Below are 19519 nucleotides of genomic sequence, written 5' to 3'. Positions count from 1 at the left end.
GGAAAATGGAACAACAGGTGAGCGAACCGAAAGTGAAACGGATTCTTGTCGTCGAAGATGAGGTCTTGCTTGCAATGCAACTGGAGGACCTGCTCATCGAAATGGGCCACGAGGTCGTGGGGCCCGCCATCCGCATTCCCGAAGCGTTGGAATTCGCACGGCAGGCGCATTTCGATTTTGCGGTACTCGATATCAACGTGGCAGGCAGCCAGTCCTTTCCTATCGCCGATATTCTAAGTGCCCGAGCCATACCTTTTGTGTTCGCTACGGGGTATGGCGCAGAGGGTTTCCCTCCAGAATATTGCGACCATCCGACGCTGCAGAAACCCTATGAACCTCGCGAGCTGCAACAAGCAATCGAATCGGCGCTGGCCTTGTCAGTGTAAATGCTTCAGTTCGAATGCACGCGCCCATCGCGCTCCGCGACCACATGATTTGTCTCTGGCGTAAGCCAATCCTGTTCGACCAGATCGCGAAGCTTGTAAGCGCGATCCAGTGCCTGCTTGCTGGCCTCGTGCCATTGAGACGACTGGGCAGGCTCGGATCGATGGAAGAGCTCGGCCATCTGCAGGCAAAATTCGGCGCGCTCGTTCAAAAACCTCACGGCCGCGCGTATGACCTTCTCCATTTCTTCAAATTGGGCCGATTCCATGATCTCGGCCGTATAGGTATGTCCAATGTGGCAGCCAAATTTGATGATCGATCCGTGTTCGAATTTTTTAAGCGCCCCGCCGCAGTCCGGGCAGGTCACGGTAATTGGGCGATTGAATATTCCGCTGGCTACAATCTCTGGCTCTTGTTCGGTCTTGGCTGCAGCAAATTCATTCATCACCGCAGGCTCCTTTGCTGTTTTCCTTTCTACTAATTTTTGAAGCAATCCCGCTAACTCCGCCAACGGCAGGCAATAGTCCAGCGCAACATGGGCAGCTGCGCTAGTCGGCATGGCGGGATAGGCCGCATCATACGCGGCCTGGGCTATGGCAATCCCCCCGCGGCGTTTGATTTCGTAGAGACCAGCCGTCCCGTCATTCAAATTCCCCGTCAAGATCACACCGACCGCAGCAGGACCGTAGCTCTCAGCTACGCTCCGGAACAGCGGGTCCACAGCTGGTCGGGCACAGTTCTCCTTCGGACCACGCAGGAGACGGATCGATCCGTTGTTTACGATCATATGCCTATCCGGTGGTGCCAGGTAGATTTGACCGGGTGCGATCTTTTCACCGTCCTGGGCGTGCTTGGCCGGTATGGGACCTGAGGCGGTTAAAATCGCAGGTAACTCGCTTCGATGGGCACCGATGTGCAGCACTATCAAAATGGAGGCCGAGAATGACGCTGGTAGTTCCGAAACGAGGGAACGTAGGGCTCCAACACCGCCGGCCGACGCCCCAATTGCGACAACGTTAATGGGAGCCATAACAACCTCATCTTTGCGGATAGAGTAATCTTGTTCAACGCGGGAACTTGGCGAAAGTCGATACAACTCAAGGTCGTTTATGAAGTATCAGAGGTCTTACCACTGCCACTCCAAGTCGTCGAAGCCGTGTGCGAGTCCTCCTGCCTAACGCAATTTCTGCCGGCACGCTTAGCCTTGTAGAGGGCCCTGTCCGCACGGGCTAATGCTGTATCTATTGTCAGATCTTCACTTCTGATTTCAGCGACACCAAAGCTGGCAGTCACGGACACCACCCCGCCGTCGATCCTAACGACGCTATCCTCTACCGATTTGCGGAATGCCTCCGCGACGACGGCAGCGTCTATCGCACCGGTTTCTGGCAGTAGGATAATAAACTCCTCCCCTCCGAACCGAGCCATGACACCACTCTGCCGCAGACGTTCAAAGCAGCCACGGCTGATGGATTTCAGGACCTCATCCCCAGCCGGATGGCCGTGGGTGTCATTGACCGTTTTAAAGTGATCGACATCGATCATAACAAGTGAGGCCTTTGTATTAAACCTGCGCACTTTTTCGAGCTGGATGTTGGCCCTGTCCAGAAAATAGCGTCGATTGGGAAGCCCGGTCAACGGATCCGTATCCGCGAGCTTGGCGAGTTCAATTTCCAGAACCCGGCGACTGGTGATGTTCTCATGCGAAATGACCGCACCCCCGTCCGGCAAGTTCAGCGGGGTCACGCGACCCAAAAACCATCTGAAGGCTGTCGGCGAATGACACGGATACTCCAACTGAAAAAGCGGAGTTTTACGGTCAAGGACCGCTTGCACGCCAACTGCAAAGTCGTCTGCCTCTACAGCACCTGGCCCTGATGAGCTTCGACATATCTGCAGGTAATCCTCCCCGATGTCGGAATCCTCGGCCCCATGCGCGTTTTCGGAGCCAAACTTTCGCCAGGCCCGATTAACCGCCAGGATCACCCCTTGGCGATCCAAGACGCAAATGTGCGCCGAAAGGGCGTCGATCACGGCAACGGCAAAGCCTGTTTTATGTAGCGCTGAGGCGGTCATTCTGAAACCTCGGTATCAACCTGCGTCGCACGCCCTGGAGCTTGGGCGACTAGCAATGCCTCGATTGCTTCTGAATTTACTGGCTTGCTAAAATGGTACCCTTGAATTTCGTCGCACTGGTTTTCGCGCAGGAACGTCAATTGTTCATCCGTCTCGACGCCCTCAGCGATGACTTTCAAATTGAGCTTCTGCCCAAGCGAGATAACCGCGGCGGCGATCGTCCTGTCGTCTTCGTCCTGCGCCAAATTGCGAACGAACGACTGATCGATTTTAAGCCGGGAGACCGGCAAGTTCTTCAATGCACTTAAGCTGGAATAACCCGTTCCGAAGTCGTCGATGGCAAAAGCAATTCCGGCGACCTGAAGATCTTTCATGGTTGCTATCGCCCGTCCGACGTCACGCATGACAAGGCTCTCCGTCAGCTCCAGCTCTAGGTATTTTGGATCCAGTCCGGTCTCGGACAAAGCGCGCAGTACACGATCTGTCCAGTTCTCGTCCTGAAACTGGCGCGCCGACACGTTGACACAGACGGTGATGGGTACATGACCCTCATCCTGCCATTGCTTGTTCTGCCGGCACGCCTCATGCAGCACCCAATCCCCTAGCGGCACGATGAGCCCTGTCTCCTCAGCAAGGGGGATAAACTGGATTGGAGATATGACGCCGAGTGTCGGATGTTGCCAACGGACAAGAGCTTCGACAGCGAACATCTGCCCGGATTTCAGGTCAACCTGAGGCTGATAGACCAGATAGAATTCCGACCGCGCGATGCCCTGGCGGATACCGTCCTGCAGTGCCAACCGCTCATGTGCCCGCGTATTCATTGCGGCGGTAAAGAACTGGAAGCTGTCGCGGCCGGCATCCTTGGCCTTATACATGGCGGCGTCCGCATTCGCGATCAGCGTTTCCGCCTCGGTTCCGTCATGTGGAAACGTCGCGACGCCCATGCTGCAGGTGATGTGCAAGGCTTGGTCGTTTACACTGATCGGTTCTGCTATTGCCATCTTGATCTGATGCAGGGTCGCAGAAATTGCGTCCGTGTTTGCAGGCATGTCGGTCAGCAAGATGATGAACTCGTCACCGCCGAGGCGGACCACCGCGTCTGTTGAATGGACGCAATCCAACATGCGTTGGGCAACTGTTTTGAGGACTTTGTCGCCAGCGTTATGACCAAGGCTGTCGTTCACAAATTTGAAATTGTCGAGATCGACAAAAACAACTGAAACCCACGGATTATGGCGCTCTGTCTGCAGCATCGCTTGAGTAAGACGATCTGTGAGCAAACTACGGTTGGGAAGTCCGGTGAGCATGTCGTGATGAGCCATGAAGCTGATCCGAGCTTCCGCATGCTGCCGTTCGATCGCGATGGCAGCGATCCGCGTCGTCATTTGGAGAAGATTTTTCTCGGTTGTTCCGGGATGACGGACCACATCGGCGTAGATCGCGACGGTACCCAATACCCCACCCTGATGCGACATGATGGGGCTGGACCAGCAGGATCGCAGATTATGCCGTAGGGCCAGGGTTTGGAGATCCGTCCAGAGGGGGTCGTCAGCAATGTCCGATACCACGATCCTTTCGCGATGAGAGGCGATGGTCGCGCCAATTCCCGAGTCGATTTCGATACCGTCAATCGCTCGGCAGTATGCCAGCGGCAGCGTAGGTGCTGCTCCTTGTCTCAGATATTTACCGGCTTCGTCCAGTAACAAGATCGAGCCGAGAACACCGTCAAGCTGGCTTTCCATCAACAGAACGAGCCGGTTTAAAATTGCTTCCAGTGGCAAGTTTAATGCGATCATTTCAAGCACCGCCGCTTGTTCGTCCCTTAAGAGGTCATCCTTCTTCCGGGCGGTGATATCGCGGGAAATACCAACGAGGCCGACGACGTCATCGTTCTCGTCGCGCATGGGCACTTTTGTTGTCGAAAGCCATTTTTTTGCACCGGTGTTGGCATCGACGACAAGCTCTTCCATGTCGATCATCGCCCGTGTCGAATGAATCACATTTTGCTCGATGTCGAAAAATATCGCGGCGCTTTCGGCATCATGGAGATCGAAGTCATTCTTGCCGATCAACTGCTCCGGGGCGTCAAAGCCATGGATATGGACGACGGCTTGGTTGACCATGACAAAGCGGCCTTTGAGGTCCTTGACGAAAAGATAATCGGGCACTTGGTCGATCATGGCCTTGAGCAGCTTACGCTCGGCAAGCCAACCGCCTTCTACAGGCTGGAGCACCTCGGATTTTGACATTGGCTTATTATCCCTCCTCGGGCTGTGACACTGCAAGTCGTTCAGGCCAACTGTGGCAGCGCACAGGGAATGTGCGACTTCACTATCTGCGACGCAAAACAGGCGGGATCATCGGTTGATTCTCAACCGTTTGAAAAATTCCCATGCTGTTCGATCGTTTCGGCTCCCATAGCCACCAAAGGTATAAAAGCCTAACAGGTACAACGCAGGGTGAGGAAGAATGATCCATGAAAACGAAATAAACTTGAGCCCCCGCCGCTGCAGCGATTATCTTCCTCTTTTAAGGGCAGGGCAGCTCATGAGTGCGTGATAAAAACATACTCCTCGACACCAGCTACCAGTTTGCCAAATCGTCCGGCTCTAATCCTGCTTGCGTTCAGAGCGCGCGATAGCGCAAATCGGGTCGACGACGACGACGCTGAGCGTTACTCTGCTTTGAAAGCGAAAGATGGATGCAACGGTGACCGGTCAAATAAATCATATTCGGCATGGAAGGGCGCTGCTTGCGCTGAGACGTCCCGAGTTGGGAGCGCTCCCAAACTTTGCTTGCTGCCTTTCCGAGCTGTGTGAAGCCTACACGCTGGCGGTTATTCACCTTGCCAAGCTTCGCATCGGCCAGGAGGCTCCGGAAGCGATCGCAGAATATGAAGACGTCTGTTCAGGCATTGAAAATGAAGTTTACACTTACCTCTCAGACTATCGTAAATGAGTGAGGCGTATGAACACCCAGGCTTGGCTATGCCGACAAGAAGGGCCGGTTCCGGGCGGCCCTCCGATACCCCCCTGTTTGTGTGTCCGGCGTGTTTAAAGGGATTGGAACGGAAAACACCGGCCGCCACTTCAAAGTGAAATAGCCGGACTGTCGCTTGGCTGGACGTTTTTAGCCCGCGTCGACGATAAACATGCGAGCTTCCTGCTCGTCTTGGCGGGCGACCTTGATCGATAAAATGCCTTCGCATCGGCAAGGGTGGCGAATCCGAAAATGCCGGCGATAGGTAGTGGCGATGCATCTCCTTCCAGCATTTGGACCACCGGACCAAAGTGAAGGATACGGCCTCCCGCCGCATGCAGCGCTGCCTGAAAGCGAAGCGCCAATGCGGCTTGCTTGGCTGCATTCTTGATGCGCAGATTGACGTGAACATAGGCAGGCATGTGCAGCTCCCCGATAATACTGTATATGCATTATTCTGCGATTGGATTATTGTCGAGACCCGCAAATGACAGATGCTTCTGACTTCTATCGCCGCATGGAAAGCGATTGCCCAGCGTTTCAAGCGCGCATCACCGCAAGGGCGCTGACACGCTACTACAATGCTTGTTTTCGGACGCTAGGGATCACCGCAGAGCAGTTTAGCCTTTTGGTGGGGATTGGCGGTAGTTACGAGCCGACGCTTGCTGGATTGGCGGCACGTGCCGGGGTCGATGCTACTACTCTCAGCCGCAACGTAAAAAGCCTCGAACGGAGCAATTTCGTCCACAGCCACGGCGGGCGGGGCAGGGCCGGCAAACGGTTGATACTTACTGACGAGGGCAGCCAGTTGATGGAAGAGTCCATGGCCATCTGGGAGCTCGCCCGCATCCGCTTGGCTGAGGCTCTCGGGGAGAAGACATCAAGTGCTGTGGCGAGCGTCATGTCCCAGCTTGCTGTCGCCGCGAAAAATGCGACTTCGGCAAACAATGTCGCGATGCCCTGCAACGCTGCGGAATGACCGGGCTTTGGACGCTTGGTGCTGCTATGGCCGCTCATGCCGCCCCGTTTGAAGGTATTGATGTGGAGCCAACAGCAAAGCCCCGAAAAAGGCTAAGAATTCATAATAACCGGTGCAGAAACCTAGCCGACAAACTCCCCTGGTTCTCAGTTAATACGGAACCTGGGAATGAACATGCTAATCGGCTACATGTGCGTTTCAACCAGCGAGAAAAATCTCAATACGCTTTTCCGGATTTCGTCGAATGAGGGGAGTTGAGAGGCCTGCGCAATCCAGCGAACGCCGTTAACGAACATGGGTGAAATCCTGATGTCGGTTTTCTGCCCGTTGCTTCTCAAAACTAAGATGTTCGCGGTTCTGCCCGACCGTGAGGATCCAGAATGCTGGCTTAACGTGTGTGGTCAAAAATCGTTGCATCCGGCCTACGCGAGCTGGCGACCGAGAAGGCGCGTCCGAGGAGCGGGTATTCATCGGGAACTTTCCTGTGGGCGAAAGGTTTTAGGCAACGAGAATAACGCTGCTGTCAGCATAGGTGGATGTCATGCCTCTCAAAGCGATTGCTCTGAACGGAACCCTGAAAGCCTCGCACGCAAGCGAGAAATCCTCGACCTCCCATATGTTGACACTCATCGCGGATGCGCTGTCGGAACACGATGTTGATACCGAGTCGATCTGGCTTGCAGATCACAATATCAAGCCGGGAGTGACCTCTGATGAAGGCGAGGGTGACGAATGGCCGGCTATCAGGGGCAAGATTTTAAATGCGGATATCCTCCTGATGGGAACGCCCATCTGGATGGGCCAGCCAGGCAGTGTCTGTAAGCGCGCGCTGGAGCGCATGGATGCATTCCTTGACGAGACCGATGAACAGGGACGCATGGTCTCCTACGGGAAAGTGGCGGCGGTCGCGGTGGTGGGCAACGAAGACGGCGCGCATCATGTCTCGGCGGAACTGTTCCAGGCACTCAACGACGTCGGTTTCACGATCCCCGCCAATGCGGTGGCTTACTGGGTGGGCGAAGCGATGGGATCCATCAATTTTGTTGACCTCAGGGAAACGCCAGACACCGTTAAAACCATGATCTCCATGCTGGCGCGAAACACCGCGCACCTCGCCAACCTGCTGAAGTCCAACTCTTATCCAGGCGAGAAGAAATAGTCTCCAACGAGAGCTTGATTGAGGACCACACGCGTCTGGCAGAGACGAACGGAACGATCAACAATCAAATTTACTTTTGAGAGGCCGCATCATGAAAACCAAGGTGTTCGCAACGATCTTGTACATTGCTTCGCTGGCCGTCCAGTCACCAGCTGTGGCGCGTGACTTCTTTTCAGATCTTTCCGGCGGGGGCTTCGCGATAGACAGGAAAGAGAGCACGCGCAGAGCGGTCAAATTCCGACGCGACGACGACATCGTGATCGTGATTCATGAGGGCGGAGGATCGTTCGACGCCCGTTCGGACGCCAAGGGCGACGTCTTCGCGCTTGCAAGTTATCTGAACGGGAGCGGTTTTGAGAAGCTCTGACTGCTGTCGGCGACCTGGTCGCGTTCAGAGAACTGCACCTGTTTGGGAAAAACCTGTCGGCACGCAAACACTGGCTTCGAGTACTGACCGCTGGAATCACCGCAGACGGCCGTGGCGGGCGTCTGCGACCTGGATTTACCTCCGACAGGACCGGGCGTTGCCATGGCAGGTTGTCTCCGCGGCGATCGAAGCGGATCTATTGAGGGAGGGGCCGTACGGCTCCATGTGGGCAAAGCACGTCGATGAGGCTGGCTCCGTCATCGGCTGGGAAGAGCGCGGCCCGGACTGGCGCGGGTTTTCCACCGGCGGCGCCAAGGTTCTCTTTCGGTTTGGAATGAACGACGCTCGTCGGATCTGTGTGACGGAGGCAGTGATCGATGCGCTCAGCCTGGCCGCGATTGAGCAGACAAGACCGGACACGCTCCATGTCAGCACCGGAGGCGGTTGGTCGACGGCCACGCGCCCACCCCAGACGCTAAGTTTTCCAACGCGAGCGCGGTAAGCGATGGTCGATGCGTGTTGAAGATCGGCAGGCAGCACGGTCGCTGGCTGCCGATCGCACTTGACTTACTGTTTGCGCGGCCAGGTGTCCGCCAGACGGTAGCCTGCCGGCCAGGGGTCAGCTGGGTCGAGCATGACCTGATGAGTGCCGGTGACCCAGGCGCGGCCTGAAATTTCGGGCACGATCGCCTTTTGGCCGCCGACCTTCGTTTCGCCGACAATCTGGCAATCGAAATGCGAACCGATGATCGATTCGCCGCGGAACTTCTGTCCCAGCTTGATCTGACCGCGAGCATGCAGAACGGCCAAACGTGCCGAGCATCCGGTTCCCGTCGGTGAGCGGTCGAGTTTGGCTGGCTGAATCACGACCGTGTTACGCCCATGCAGCATGCCGTCGCGTTCTTCCACAGGCAGGGTCAGCTGGCAGAAGGAAATATGTTTCCACTCGGGGTTCTCCGGGTGGGAAAAACCGAGCTGCTCGTTGGCAGCGCGGGTGATTCTGATGCCGGTTTCTGCGAGCTCGCGGGCCTCGTCAGGGGTGACTGCAAATCCCAGGGCCCGGGCATCGGTAATCACGAAGCTGTCGCCGCCATAGGCCGTATCAACACTTAAAGTGCCAAGGCCTTCAACCTCAAGCTTGGCGTCGAGCTTTGACGCGAATGAAGGCACATTGGTAACGGTGATCCGTTCCGCCTTGCCGTTGCGGCAGGCGGCAACCACATTGACCAGCCCGCCCGGTGCTTCCAGCACCATTCTGGTTTCCGGTTCCTGCATCGGCACAATGCCGGTGTCGAGCAGAACGGTCGAGACGCAGATAGAGTTGGAACCGGACATCGGCGGCGTATCCTCCGGCTCCATAATGATGAAGCCCATCGTCGCGCGGGGGTCCTTCGGCGGCACTAGCAGATTGATATGCCGGAATACGCCACCGCGCGGTTCGTTGAGCACGAAGTTTCGCAGCGTCTGATCCTCGGCAATGAATTTCCGCTGTTCCCAAAGGGTCTTTCCGGGTGGAGGGGCCACGCCACCGACGATTACGTCGCCCACTTCACCCTCGGCGTGACAGGAAACGATGTGGATTACCTTGCTGGTGCGCATAGTCCTCTCCTTGTGATATCCGGCGCGTGCCCAGCGTAATGGCGTTTCCATCTGGCTGCCGGCAGTATTTCGATTTGATAAAAAAATTGGATCCAATATACAATATCAAATTCAGCTTACTCGAGATTTTCCGCTCAGTTGCCTGAATATCGAATTGCACCTATGACCCAAGGACAGGTGCTGACAGCGCGCACCGCGTACAAACAACGGGATTTGAATCAATGAAACTTGCCGCCGTCGATGTCAGGCAGGCCGCATCCGCAGCCGATATTGTCTATGACGCGCTGCGCAAGGCAATCATCGAGGGTGACCTGGCCGAGGGCAAAAATCTCAGGCAGGACCAGATCGCCCAGATGTTCAACACCAGCCGGATTCCGGTCCGTGAGGCTCTGGCGCGGCTGGAACAGCATGGGCTGATTACCAACGAGCGCTACAAAGGTGCCGTGGTCGCCGGGCTTTCGATCGAAGAGATCGATGAGATTTTCGAATTTCGTGCCTTTGTCGAGGCCGAGGTCATGCGGCTTGCCGTGCCCAATCTGGATCAGGACGCGCTGGCTGCTGCGCGCAGGTACTGCCAAGAGTTTGGCAACGAACCCGATTCCGCCCGCTGGGGCGAAATCAATCGGAGTTTCCACTACACGCTCTATGCTGCCTCCAGACGGCCCTATTATCTGCAGATCGTTCGAACATCTCTCGACCGGATCGATCGTTACCTGCGGGCGCAACTGACGCTGACGAATGGTGTCATGCGGGCGGATCGGGAGCATCAGGCAATCCTGGAAGCTTGTCTTAACGGAGACGCCGCCCTCGCATCCCGGCTGACAAGAGACCATGTGCTGGATGCAGGCCGGTCTCTGGTCGTCTTTCTCAAGAATCAGCGATCCTGATCGCGCCGTATCTGGCGGTTTTTGGCCTTGGAATGGCCGCACGGGCTGGTTGAAGCGCGCAAAAGCGCTTCGTCAGCAGGTTTATTGTAGCGTTTTCCGATAAGGACTGCGGAAACGGTTGATCCCGTTGACTGGGAAAAGTATTCCTTTTGTCGACAAAGGATTGATGACATGACAGATATCGACACCAGCCCCATTCCCGAACGCAAGCGCGGCTCCGGCGTCAAGATGGTCTACGACCTCTTGCGCGACGAGATTCTCGATCTGGTGTTACCGCCCGGCAGCCCGATCGACGAGGTGCAACTGGCCGAACGCTTTAAGATGTCGCGCACCCCGATCCGCGAGGCCTTAGTTCGGCTCGCCGGCGAGGGCTTGATCGACACGCTGCCAAACCGTTCAACGATGGTGGCAAATATCGACTTCCTCAACATGCACACGTTCTTCGACGCGCTTGTTTTGATGTACCGCGTCACGACGAAGCTGGCGGCGCAGTATCACCGGCCTGAAGACCTGGAGGTGATCCGCGCGCACCAGGCCGAATTCGCCGCTGCCGTGCAGGCGCAGGACGCACTGGCAATGATCGCCACCAACGCAGCATTTCACTCGGCTATCGCCGAGGCCGGACGCAATACCTATTTCACCGGGCTTTTCAACCGGCTGCTGGATGAAGGGCGCCGCATGCTGCGGCTCTATTACCAGTCCTACAACGACAGGCTGCCGCAGCGCTTCGTCGAGGAGCACGATGACATCATTGCCGTCATCGCCAGGCGCGATGTCGAAGAAGCCGATCGGCTGGCGAGATTGCATGCCGAGCAGATCGTCCATCAGATCCAGAAATTGTTTGCCCGCGAAGACAGGCTCGACATGGCGCTTTGACCGCTAAAATTCTTGTCGACAAATAATATACAACGTGCAATATGGCTCCAGAGGCACAGGATTGGGGCATCAAAGGTGCGCGCCGTTCTCTGCCTGTCCGGCAAGGTCAAAAGGAGTTTGTTATGACGGCCAAAATCTTTTCTGGCGTGATCCCCGCGCTGATGACCCCTTGCAAAGAAGACCGTACCCCGGACTTCGACGCGCTCGTGCGCAAGGGAAAAGAGTTGATTGCCCACGGAATGTCGGCCGTTGTTTATTGCGGCTCGATGGGTGACTGGCCGCTGCTGACGGACGCGCAGCGCATGGAAGGCGTTGAGCGCCTGGTGAAGGCTGGTGTCCCCGTGATCGTCGGCACCGGCGCTGTAAACAGCGCGCTGGCCGTCGCACATGCAGCCCATGCGCAGGCAGTTGGCGCACAGGGCCTCATGGTCATTCCGCGGGTTCTGTCGCGCGGCTCTTCGGTCGTTGCCCAGAAGGCGCATTTCAAGGCGATCCTCGCTGCCGCACCAGACCTTCCGGCCGTTATCTACAACAGCCCCTATTATGGCTTCGCCACCCGCGCCGACCTGTTCTTCGCTCTGCGCGCTGAACATCCGAACCTGATCGGCTTCAAGGAATTTGGCGGCGCAGCCGACATGCGCTATGCAGCCGAGCACATCACCAGCCAAGATGGCGTTTCGCTGATGATCGGCGTCGATACAGCCGTTTTCCACGGCTTCGTCAACTGTGGCGCGACCGGTGCCATCACCGGTATCGGTAACGTTCTCCCCAAGGAAGTCCTTCACCTTTGCAACCTGTCCCAGGCTGCTGCCGAAGGTGACGCCGATGCGCGTCTGCGCGCGCTCGAGCTGGAACAGGCGCTCGCCGTCCTGTCCTCGTTCGATGAAGGTGCGGATCTCGTCCTCTACTTCAAGCACATGATGGTGTTGAAGGGTGACAAGGAATACACGCTGCACTTCAATGCGACCGACGTGCTCACTGAAAGTCAGCGTGGATATGTCGAAGTCCAGTTCAAGCTGTTCAACAGCTGGTACGGCGAATGGAGCAAGCTTCCCGGAGCTGTCCAAAAGTACAAAGGATGAGCTGACGCTCTGTGAAATGACAAAGGCCCTCCGAATTTTGGAGGGCCTTTGCATATATAGGTCGGCTGCAGATGCGCAGGCCGGCGAAGAGGCGGATTAAACCGCATTCAGTCCGAGTGAATGAAGCCGCGCGAGCTGCTCCATTTCGGACGCTGTCAGCACGATACCGCCAGCCTCGGATTTTGCGCGAGCGGCATAGCGGCGCTGCGAGGGCAGGCGGGCGCCTTGTCCGAGCATTGCCTCGAACAGGATTTCGGCCCGGGCAAACGGATTGCCTGGACGATCAGCGCCAAAACCTTCCGGGGAGAAGGCGATGATCAACTCGCCATGCGCAGGCGCAAGAGCGGTCGAGCCAAGTGCTTCCAGCACTTCCGGACTGGTCAGGTCACCGATCATGATACCGGCGAGAAGTTCGATCATCGTCGAAATGGCCGAGCCCTTGTGTTCGCCGAACGGCAGCATTGCCCCTGCAAGGGCGGCTTCCGGGTCGGTGGTCGGCTGACCATTTGCATCAATCGCCCAGCCCTCCGGCAAGGCTTTTCCGGCGCGTCTGTGCAGCTCGATCTCGCCGCGCGCCGCAACCGATGTCGCGAAGTCGAAAACATAGGGCGGCTTGTCGGTGCGGGGCCAGCCAAAAGCCAACGGGTTGGTGCCAAGCAGCGGTTTCGTTCCACCACTTGGCGCGACCGTGGCATAGCTGGGGCACATGACGATGCCGGCAAGACCCAGCGCCGTCAGGGCCTCTGCTTCTGGCCAGAGCGCGGAGAAATGCGTGCAGTCGTTGATGGCAAGCGCTGCAATGCCGCTGGAACGGGCACGTTCCGCCAGCACCGGAAGGCCAAGTTCGAAGGCGGCATTGGCAAAGCCGCCCTTTGCATCGACCTTGACGACCGCGGACCGCAGCTGCGGAAGAAGTTCGGGCTTGGCAACGGGGTTGACCTTACCGGCCTTGACGGTGCGTAGTGCGCCTTCAATCCGGTAGATCCCGTGCGATTTGCAGGCATCCCGTTCTGCCGCAACGATCACCCGGGTGATGGCCGCGGCTTGTAGCGCGCTCAGCCCGCCCTTGAGGAAGATGGCTTTTACGCGCTCTTCCAGATCGGCAATGGTCAGGGTGTGGGTATCGCTCATGGTGTGCCCCTCCTTTTTTAGGCGCAGTAACATTCAAATGAGTTGATATCCTGCATACAAAAAGTATACAAGTTTGCCAAACATAATCCGGCACTCGGCACTGTTGCTGCGTGCCCGCGCGTTTGAGAAAAGGATCTAACCATGCCCTTCATCCCCAGCGGAAAACATCTTGTCGCAGGCGAATGGCTCGATGGCGCCGGCACTTTCTCGACTTCGCCGGCCAAAGGCCCGGTGCACCAGTTTGCCGTCGGCACCGAACAACTGGTAAACCGCGCCTGCGAGGCCGCCGAGGCTGCCTTCTGGAGTTTCAGTGCTTCCGATCGCTCTACACGCGCTGCCTTCCTGCGCGCCATCGCCGACGAGATTGACGCCCGTGCCGACGCGATCACAGAAATCGGCAGCCAGGAAACCGGCCTGCCCGAAGCGCGCCTGATCGGTGAGCGCGGCCGCACGACCGGACAGTTGCGGTTGTTTGCCAGCCATATCGAAAGCGGTGACTATCTCGACCGCCGCTTCGATGCGGCATTGCCGGACCGTCAGCCTGCGCCACGCACTGAAATTCGGCTGATGCAGCGGCCCGTCGGCCCGGTTGCTGTTTTCGGCGCGTCGAATTTCCCGCTAGCCTTCTCGACCGCGGGTGGCGATACCGCGGCTGCACTCGCAGCCGGTTGCCCGGTCGTTGTGAAAGGGCATTCCGCCCATCCGGGCACGGGTGAGATCGTTGCACAGGCGGTTGAAGCGGCCATCCAACGCACCGGTGTTCATCCGGGCGTCTTCTCCCTCATTCAGGGCGGCAACCGCGACGTCGGCCATGCACTGGTAAAGCACCCGCTGATCAAGGCGGTCGGCTTCACGGGCTCTCAGGCCGGTGGCCGGGCCCTGTTCAATCTTTGCGCCGCCCGGCCTGAGCCGATCCCGTTCTTCGGTGAACTCGGCTCGGTCAACCCGATGTTCCTGCTACCTTCGGCAATTGCCGAAAAGGCTGAAACGTTGGGGCAGGGCTGGGCAGGCTCGCTTGCCATGGGGGCTGGGCAGTTTTGCACCAATCCCGGTGTTGCCGTCGTTATCGACAATGAGGATGCCGACCGTTTTGCGGCGGCCGCTGTCGAGGCATTGGGCAAGGTTGCACCGCAGACCATGCTGACCGATGGAATTGCCAAGGCCTATCACGACGGACAAGCCGGTTTTGCTTCCCGCAACTCCGTCAAGCCGTTGTTGGTCACTGAATCGTCCGGCCGCTCCGCGTCCCCCAATCTGTTCGAGACAACCGGCGAACGGTTCTTGTCCGACCACGCTCTGAGCGAGGAGGTCTTTGGACCGCTTGGGCTTCTGGTACGCGTGCAGTCAGCAGAGGAAATGGAAAGCGTCGCGCGGGCGATCGAGGGGCAACTGACGGTGACGTTGCACATGAACGACACCGACATCGATGCGGCAAAACGCCTGCTTCCGTTGCTGGAGCGAAAGGCGGGGCGCATCCTCGTCAACGGCTTCCCGACGGGTGTCGAGGTTGTCGATTCCATGGTTCACGGCGGTCCTTACCCGGCCTCCACTAACTTCGGGGCAACCAGTGTCGGTACGATGTCGATCCGCCGCTTCCTTCGCCCGGTATCCTACCAGAACCTGCCGGATGCACTGCTCCCCAAGGACCTGCTTTCCTAATCGTGCGGTAAGGCAGGCGTTGCGTTGACGATTGTTGCGCGAAAGTTAGAAAATACGAATATTTGTGTACTTTTTGTATACTCTTTGTATTTTGTGATTGATTTGCGCGCGGGGAATCGAAATAGTGCGCCTGCCGCAGATCGGCACATCAATCTAGGGAGAGAGATTAAGATGAAACTTTCGGTCCTCGCGTTCAGCCTCTTGGCCGCAACCGCTCTGACCAGCCAGGCTCACGCCGACAAGCTGGACGACATTATCGCCTCGGGAACATTGCGTTGCGCCGTTGTGCTGGATTTCCCGCCAATGGGAGCGCGTGACGAAAGCAACAACGCCATCGGCTTCGACGTCGATTATTGCAACGATTTGGCCAAGGCCCTTGGCGTCACCGCCGAAATCGTTGAAACCCCATTCCCCGAGCGTATTCCTGCCCTGATGTCGGGCCGTGTCGATGTCGGCGTTGCCTCGACCTCCGACACGCTCGAGCGTGCCAAGACCGTCGGCATGACCATTCCTTACTTCGCCTTCGAAATGGCCGTAACTGCCAACGAAAAATCGGGCATCAAGTCGTTTGAAGACATGAAGGGCAAGGTCGTCGGCGCCACAGCCGGTACTTATGAAGCCATTGCGCTGGAAGAACAGGTCAAGGCCTGGGGCGCTGGCGAATTCCGTCCGTACCAGACACAGGCCGATGTGTTCCTGGCGCTGAGCCAGGGCCAGCTCGACGCGACCGTGTCGACCTCGACCGTGGCGCAGGCCAACGTCAAGACCGGCAAGTTCCCGGGCATCGCTGTCGTCGGAAAGGCGCCGTTCGACATCGACTATGTTTCGCTGTTCACCAACCGCGAGGAATATGGGCTCATCAACTTCCTCAACCTCTTCGTCAACCAGCAGGTTCGTACCGGCCGCTATGCGGAGCTGTATGAGAAGTGGGTCGGAGGAGAAGCTCCGAACCTCTCTGTCAACGGCGTCTACCGCTAATTAAATCGTTTCGCTGGCGGCGCGGGTAAACCCCGCGCCGCTGTCCTTCTTCAGGAGATGAAACGGCGATGTTGAACTATACTTTTCACTGGAATCAAGCGCTCAAGGCCCTGCCGCAGATGCTCGATGGCGCGGTGGTCACCCTGCAGATCGCGCTTCTGTCGATGGTCCTCGGGGTAGCGCTTGCCCTGACCCTGACTGCATTTCGCCTGTCCGGCAGTCGTATCCTCCGTGGATTTGCGACCACCTGGGTCGAGATTGCGCGCAATACGCCCGCCCTGTTCCAGATCTACATGGCCCATTTCGGGCTCGGCAATTTCGGCATTCATCTCAGCCCTTACACGGCGCTTCTGATCGGGATTGCCTTTAACAATGCGGGCTATCTGGCGGAAAACTTCCGCGGCGCACTCAAGGCTATTCCCGATACCCAGGCCCGCGCCGGGCGTTCACTTGGCATGACACCGATCCAGGCCTTCCGGCTGATCGTCCTGCCGCAAATGCTGCGCGTCGCCTTCCTGCCGGCCACCAACCAGATGGTCTGGGCCATCCTGATGACGTCGCTTGGCGTGACAGTCGGCATGAACACCGATCTTGCCGGCATCACGCAGGAACTCAACGCGCGATCCTTCCGCACCTTCGAATTCTTCGCCCTTGCTGCGGTGATCTACTACATCATCGCGAAACTCGTGACGCTGGCTGCCCGTCTGGTTGCCGCGCGCATGTTCAGATATTGAGAGAGGTGAGAGATGTTTGATACTGCCCTCACCTGGAGCGACCTCGCGTTTCTGGCGCAAGGCGCAGCGATGACCCTCGCGGTCACTGCTGTGTCTGTCACTGCCGGCACCGTGCTCGGAATTATCTTCGGTGTTCTGCGTGTTCAGTTGGGCGCCATCTGGTCGGCTCCGCTGACCTTCGTGCTCGACGTGTTCCGCTCCGTACCGCTGCTGATCCAGCTTGTTCTCGGCAATGCGCTGCAATCCATCGCCAAGCTAGGCTGGGCGCCGTTCACCACATCCTGCGTGGTGCTGTCGCTCTACACCGCAGCCTATTGCTCGGAAATTATCCGCGGCGGCATCGGTGCCGTCCCGGCGACAACGCGCCGTGCAGCCCGCTCGCTCGGCATGACCTGGTGGCAGGACATGCGCTATATCGTGGCACCTCTGGCCACCCGCGTTTCGCTTCCTGCCTGGATCGGCCTGACGCTCGGCGTCATGAAGGATTCCGCACTGGTGCTCTGGCTCGGCCTCATCGAGCTTCTGCGCGCCTCGCAGATTCTCGTCACGCGCCTGCAGGAGCCGCTGTTCATTCTGATGATCTGCGGCGTAATCTACTTCGTCATCAGCTTCCCCATCGCCCGGCTTGGCGGGTATCTCGAAAGACGGTGGTCCCCCAATGATTGAAATCAAAGATGTTCGCAAATCCTTCAGCACCCTGGAGGTTTTGAAGGGGATCAACCTCACCGTAAACAAGGGCGAGGTCGTCACCATTATCGGTGGGTCCGGATCGGGAAAATCGACGCTTTTGACCTGCATCAACGGGCTGGAGCCGATCAACGCGGGCCAGATCACCATCGACGGCACCGATGTCCACGGCAAGCAGACCGATCTCAACAAGCTGCGCCGCAAGGTCGGCATCGTCTTCCAGCAGTGGAACGCGTTCCCGCATCTGACGGTTCTTGAAAATGTCATGCTGGCGCCGCGAAAGGTGCTGGGCCTTGCCAAGGAAAAGGCCGAGGAGATTGCCGTCAAGCAGCTCACCCATGTCGGCCTGCGCGAAAAGCTGTCGGTCTATCCGAACCGCATGTCGGGTGGACAGCAGCAGCGCATGGCGATTGCCCGGGCGCTGGCCATGTCGCCTGAATATATGCTGTTCGATGAAGTCACCTCGGCGCTTGATCCGATGCTGGTCGGCGAAGTGCTCGACACGTTGAAAATGCTTGCGGAAGAGGGCATGACGATGATCTGCGTCACCCACGAAATGGCCTTCGCCCGCGATGTCTCGGACCGGGTCGCCTTCTTCCACCATGGTGTCATGGCGGAAATCGGCACGCCGGATCAGCTCTTCGGGGCGCCGCAGCATCCAGATACCCAGGCATTCCTGGCGAGCGTCCGCTAATGGCCCACCCGGACGTCATTGTCGTCGGTGCCGGGGTCGTTGGGCTCTCGGCGGCGATCGCCGCCCAGGCGCGCGGAATGACGGTTATGGTCGTGGATCGCGAAGGACCGGCAGCCGGCGCTTCCGCAGGCAATGCCGGCGCTTTCGCCTTTACGGATATCCTGCCGCTTGCCTCGCCGGGCATCCTGAAAAAGGCGCCGAAATGGCTGCTTGATCCGCTTGGGCCGCTGTCGGTGCCGCCGGCCTATGCGTTCAAGATCGCCCCTTGGATGTTCCGCTTCTGGCGGGCCTGCTCGCCCGAACAGGTCGCAAGATCCACGACCGTGCAAACCGCGTTGATGGACCTTTCGAAGGCGGAGCTTGAACCTTTCCTGCAGCGTACGGGCACTTTTCCAATGCTGCGCAAGGACGGCAATCTCCAGGTCTATGAAAGCGCCGCTGAACTGAAGGCCTCGCTGCCCGGATGGAAGGTCCGCGAAGCGCATGGCATCGAATTCGACCATATGGACGCTTCCGGCATGGCCGGCATCCAGCCGGGGCTTGACGCGCGCTTCACCCATGGCACCTTCACGCCGGGATGGTACTCGATCGCCGACCCGAAACTCTATACGCTCGCGCTGGCGGATTATTTCCGCAGCCAGGGCGGCATCCTGGAGCGCACCAACGTCACGGCGCTGCGGCCCGTCGAGGGTGGGGTCGAGGTCTTGAGCGAGGGCGGTGAAATCCGCCGTGGGCTGCAGGTCGTTCTCTCGGCAGGTGCCTTTTCCCACCGCATCGCCCGCAGCCTTGGTGAGCGCATTCCGCTGGAGACCGAGCGCGGCTACAACACGACGTTGCCGGCTGATGCGTTCGACCTGCGGACGCAGATCACCTTTGGCGGTCACGGCTTCGTCGTCACGCGCCTGTCGACGGGGATCCGCGTTGGCGGCGCCGTCGAGCTCGGCGGGCTGGAACTGCCGCCGAATTTCCGCCGCTCAGAGGCCATGTTGAAGAAAGCCAAGGATTTTCTGCCCGGGCTGAAGACGCAGGGCGGCACGCAGTGGTTTGGCTTCCGCCCCTCGCTGCCCGACAGCCTGCCGGCCATCGGCCGCGCCCGGGCAACGCCGCGGGTTATTCATGCCTTTGGCCACGGTCATCTCGGCCTGACGCAATCGGCCGGAACTGCCCGGTTGGTTGCCGATCTTTTGACTGGTAAAACACCGTCGATCGACATCGAATCTCTTTCGCCTCAACGCTTCTGACAAG

General features: G+C 58.1%; 19 protein-coding genes and 1 pseudogene. 14 read left to right on the top strand and 6 right to left on the bottom strand.

Annotated elements, in window-relative coordinates; genetic code table 11:
• The first annotated feature begins 5 nt into the window (after positions 1-5).
• Complete coding sequence (locus tag ACP7E0_RS08560) at positions 6-386, top strand: response regulator (protein WP_426124274.1); 381 nt, start codon at positions 6-8, stop codon at positions 384-386.
• A gap of 5 nt (positions 387-391) precedes the next feature.
• Here ACP7E0_RS08560 and ACP7E0_RS08555 read toward each other — a convergent pair whose 3' ends face one another.
• The 3 genes from ACP7E0_RS08555 to ACP7E0_RS08545 form a co-directional block, all read right to left on the bottom strand.
• Positions 392-1414 carry a chemotaxis protein CheB gene (locus tag ACP7E0_RS08555; protein ID WP_426124272.1) on the bottom strand — a complete coding sequence of 341 codons (1023 nt, stop codon included), beginning with the start codon at positions 1412-1414 and terminating at the stop codon, positions 392-394.
• A gap of 77 nt (positions 1415-1491) precedes the next feature.
• A complete protein-coding gene (locus ACP7E0_RS08550) occupies positions 1492-2460 on the bottom strand; it encodes a diguanylate cyclase (RefSeq protein WP_426124271.1) in 969 nt (322 codons plus the stop codon).
• The gene (locus tag ACP7E0_RS08545) at positions 2457-4712 is read right to left on the bottom strand and encodes a sensor domain-containing protein (protein WP_426124270.1); all 2256 of its coding nucleotides are present in this window, start codon (positions 4710-4712) and stop codon (positions 2457-2459) included. The genes ACP7E0_RS08550 and ACP7E0_RS08545 overlap by 4 nt, the downstream gene beginning before the upstream one ends.
• A 448-nt stretch (positions 4713-5160) precedes the next feature.
• Between ACP7E0_RS08545 and ACP7E0_RS08540 the strand changes: the two genes are divergently transcribed.
• Positions 5161-5421 (top strand): hypothetical protein, encoded by a 261-nt coding sequence (locus ACP7E0_RS08540; RefSeq protein WP_426124269.1) that lies wholly within the window; start codon positions 5161-5163, stop codon positions 5419-5421.
• 131 nt (positions 5422-5552) lie between these two features.
• On the opposite strand, the gene ACP7E0_RS08535 is transcribed toward ACP7E0_RS08540, so the two are convergent.
• Entirely contained in the window at positions 5553-5864 is a 312-nt protein-coding gene (locus ACP7E0_RS08535) for a DUF1330 domain-containing protein (RefSeq protein ID WP_426124268.1), read from the bottom strand.
• Between the two features lie 65 nt (positions 5865-5929).
• Between ACP7E0_RS08535 and ACP7E0_RS08530 the strand changes: the two genes are divergently transcribed.
• From ACP7E0_RS08530 to ACP7E0_RS08520, 3 genes and pseudogenes are all read left to right on the top strand, one after another.
• Positions 5930-6421, top strand: coding sequence for a MarR family winged helix-turn-helix transcriptional regulator (locus ACP7E0_RS08530; RefSeq protein WP_426124267.1), 492 nt, complete (start codon positions 5930-5932; stop codon positions 6419-6421).
• Between the two features lie 541 nt (positions 6422-6962).
• On the top strand, positions 6963-7580 hold the full coding sequence (locus tag ACP7E0_RS08525) for a flavodoxin family protein (protein WP_426124265.1): 618 nt from the start codon (positions 6963-6965) through the stop codon (positions 7578-7580).
• A gap of 133 nt (positions 7581-7713) precedes the next feature.
• Positions 7714-8407, top strand: a pseudogene (locus ACP7E0_RS08520) (DUF3991 domain-containing protein); the annotation flags it as partial.
• 107 nt (positions 8408-8514) lie between these two features.
• Here ACP7E0_RS08520 and ACP7E0_RS08515 read toward each other — a convergent pair.
• Entirely contained in the window at positions 8515-9546 is a 1032-nt protein-coding gene (locus ACP7E0_RS08515; protein ID WP_426124264.1) for a trans-3-hydroxy-L-proline dehydratase, read from the bottom strand.
• Between the two features lie 221 nt (positions 9547-9767).
• On the opposite strand from ACP7E0_RS08515, the gene ACP7E0_RS08510 reads away from it, so the two are divergent.
• From ACP7E0_RS08510 to ACP7E0_RS08500, 3 genes are all read left to right on the top strand, one after another.
• Positions 9768-10433 (top strand): GntR family transcriptional regulator, encoded by a 666-nt coding sequence (locus tag ACP7E0_RS08510; RefSeq protein ID WP_426124262.1) that lies wholly within the window; start codon positions 9768-9770, stop codon positions 10431-10433.
• Between the two features lie 171 nt (positions 10434-10604).
• Complete coding sequence (locus tag ACP7E0_RS08505; protein WP_426124261.1) at positions 10605-11309, top strand: GntR family transcriptional regulator; 705 nt, start codon at positions 10605-10607, stop codon at positions 11307-11309.
• A 122-nt stretch (positions 11310-11431) separates the two neighbouring features.
• On the top strand, positions 11432-12391 hold the full coding sequence (locus tag ACP7E0_RS08500; protein WP_426124260.1) for a dihydrodipicolinate synthase family protein: 960 nt from the start codon (positions 11432-11434) through the stop codon (positions 12389-12391).
• A gap of 96 nt (positions 12392-12487) precedes the next feature.
• Here the strand turns inward: ACP7E0_RS08500 and ACP7E0_RS08495 are convergent, their stop codons facing one another.
• Entirely contained in the window at positions 12488-13522 is a 1035-nt protein-coding gene (locus tag ACP7E0_RS08495) for an Ldh family oxidoreductase (protein WP_426124259.1), read from the bottom strand.
• 141 nt (positions 13523-13663) lie between these two features.
• Between ACP7E0_RS08495 and ACP7E0_RS08490 the strand changes: the two genes are divergently transcribed.
• The 6 genes from ACP7E0_RS08490 (at position 13664) to ACP7E0_RS08465 (ending at position 19515) form a co-directional block, all read left to right on the top strand.
• Positions 13664-15181, top strand: coding sequence for an aldehyde dehydrogenase (NADP(+)) (locus ACP7E0_RS08490; protein ID WP_426124258.1), 1518 nt, complete (start codon positions 13664-13666; stop codon positions 15179-15181).
• Between the two features lie 171 nt (positions 15182-15352).
• Positions 15353-16159, top strand: a complete 807-nt coding sequence (locus ACP7E0_RS08485) for a transporter substrate-binding domain-containing protein (protein WP_426124257.1) — start codon at positions 15353-15355, stop codon at positions 16157-16159.
• A 68-nt stretch (positions 16160-16227) separates the two neighbouring features.
• Positions 16228-16893, top strand: a complete 666-nt coding sequence (locus ACP7E0_RS08480) for an amino acid ABC transporter permease (protein ID WP_426124255.1) — start codon at positions 16228-16230, stop codon at positions 16891-16893.
• 12 nt (positions 16894-16905) lie between these two features.
• Positions 16906-17559, top strand: coding sequence for an amino acid ABC transporter permease (locus ACP7E0_RS08475; protein WP_426124253.1), 654 nt, complete (start codon positions 16906-16908; stop codon positions 17557-17559).
• Positions 17552-18274: an amino acid ABC transporter ATP-binding protein gene (locus ACP7E0_RS08470; RefSeq protein WP_426124252.1), complete on the top strand. Its 723-nt coding sequence runs from the start codon at positions 17552-17554 to the stop codon at positions 18272-18274. Before ACP7E0_RS08475 ends, ACP7E0_RS08470 begins: the two co-directional genes overlap by 8 nt.
• On the top strand, positions 18274-19515 hold the full coding sequence (locus tag ACP7E0_RS08465) for an NAD(P)/FAD-dependent oxidoreductase (RefSeq protein WP_426124251.1): 1242 nt from the start codon (positions 18274-18276) through the stop codon (positions 19513-19515). Before ACP7E0_RS08470 ends, ACP7E0_RS08465 begins: the two co-directional genes overlap by 1 nt.
• Positions 19516-19519: the final 4 nt, after the last annotated feature.

Source organism: Pararhizobium sp. PWRC1-1, assembly GCF_049897905.1.
In the GTDB taxonomy this organism is placed as follows: domain Bacteria; phylum Pseudomonadota; class Alphaproteobacteria; order Rhizobiales; family Rhizobiaceae; genus Pararhizobium.
The sequence above is the reverse complement of the archived record's forward strand: the minus strand, read 5'-3'. Positions and strand labels throughout refer to the sequence as shown.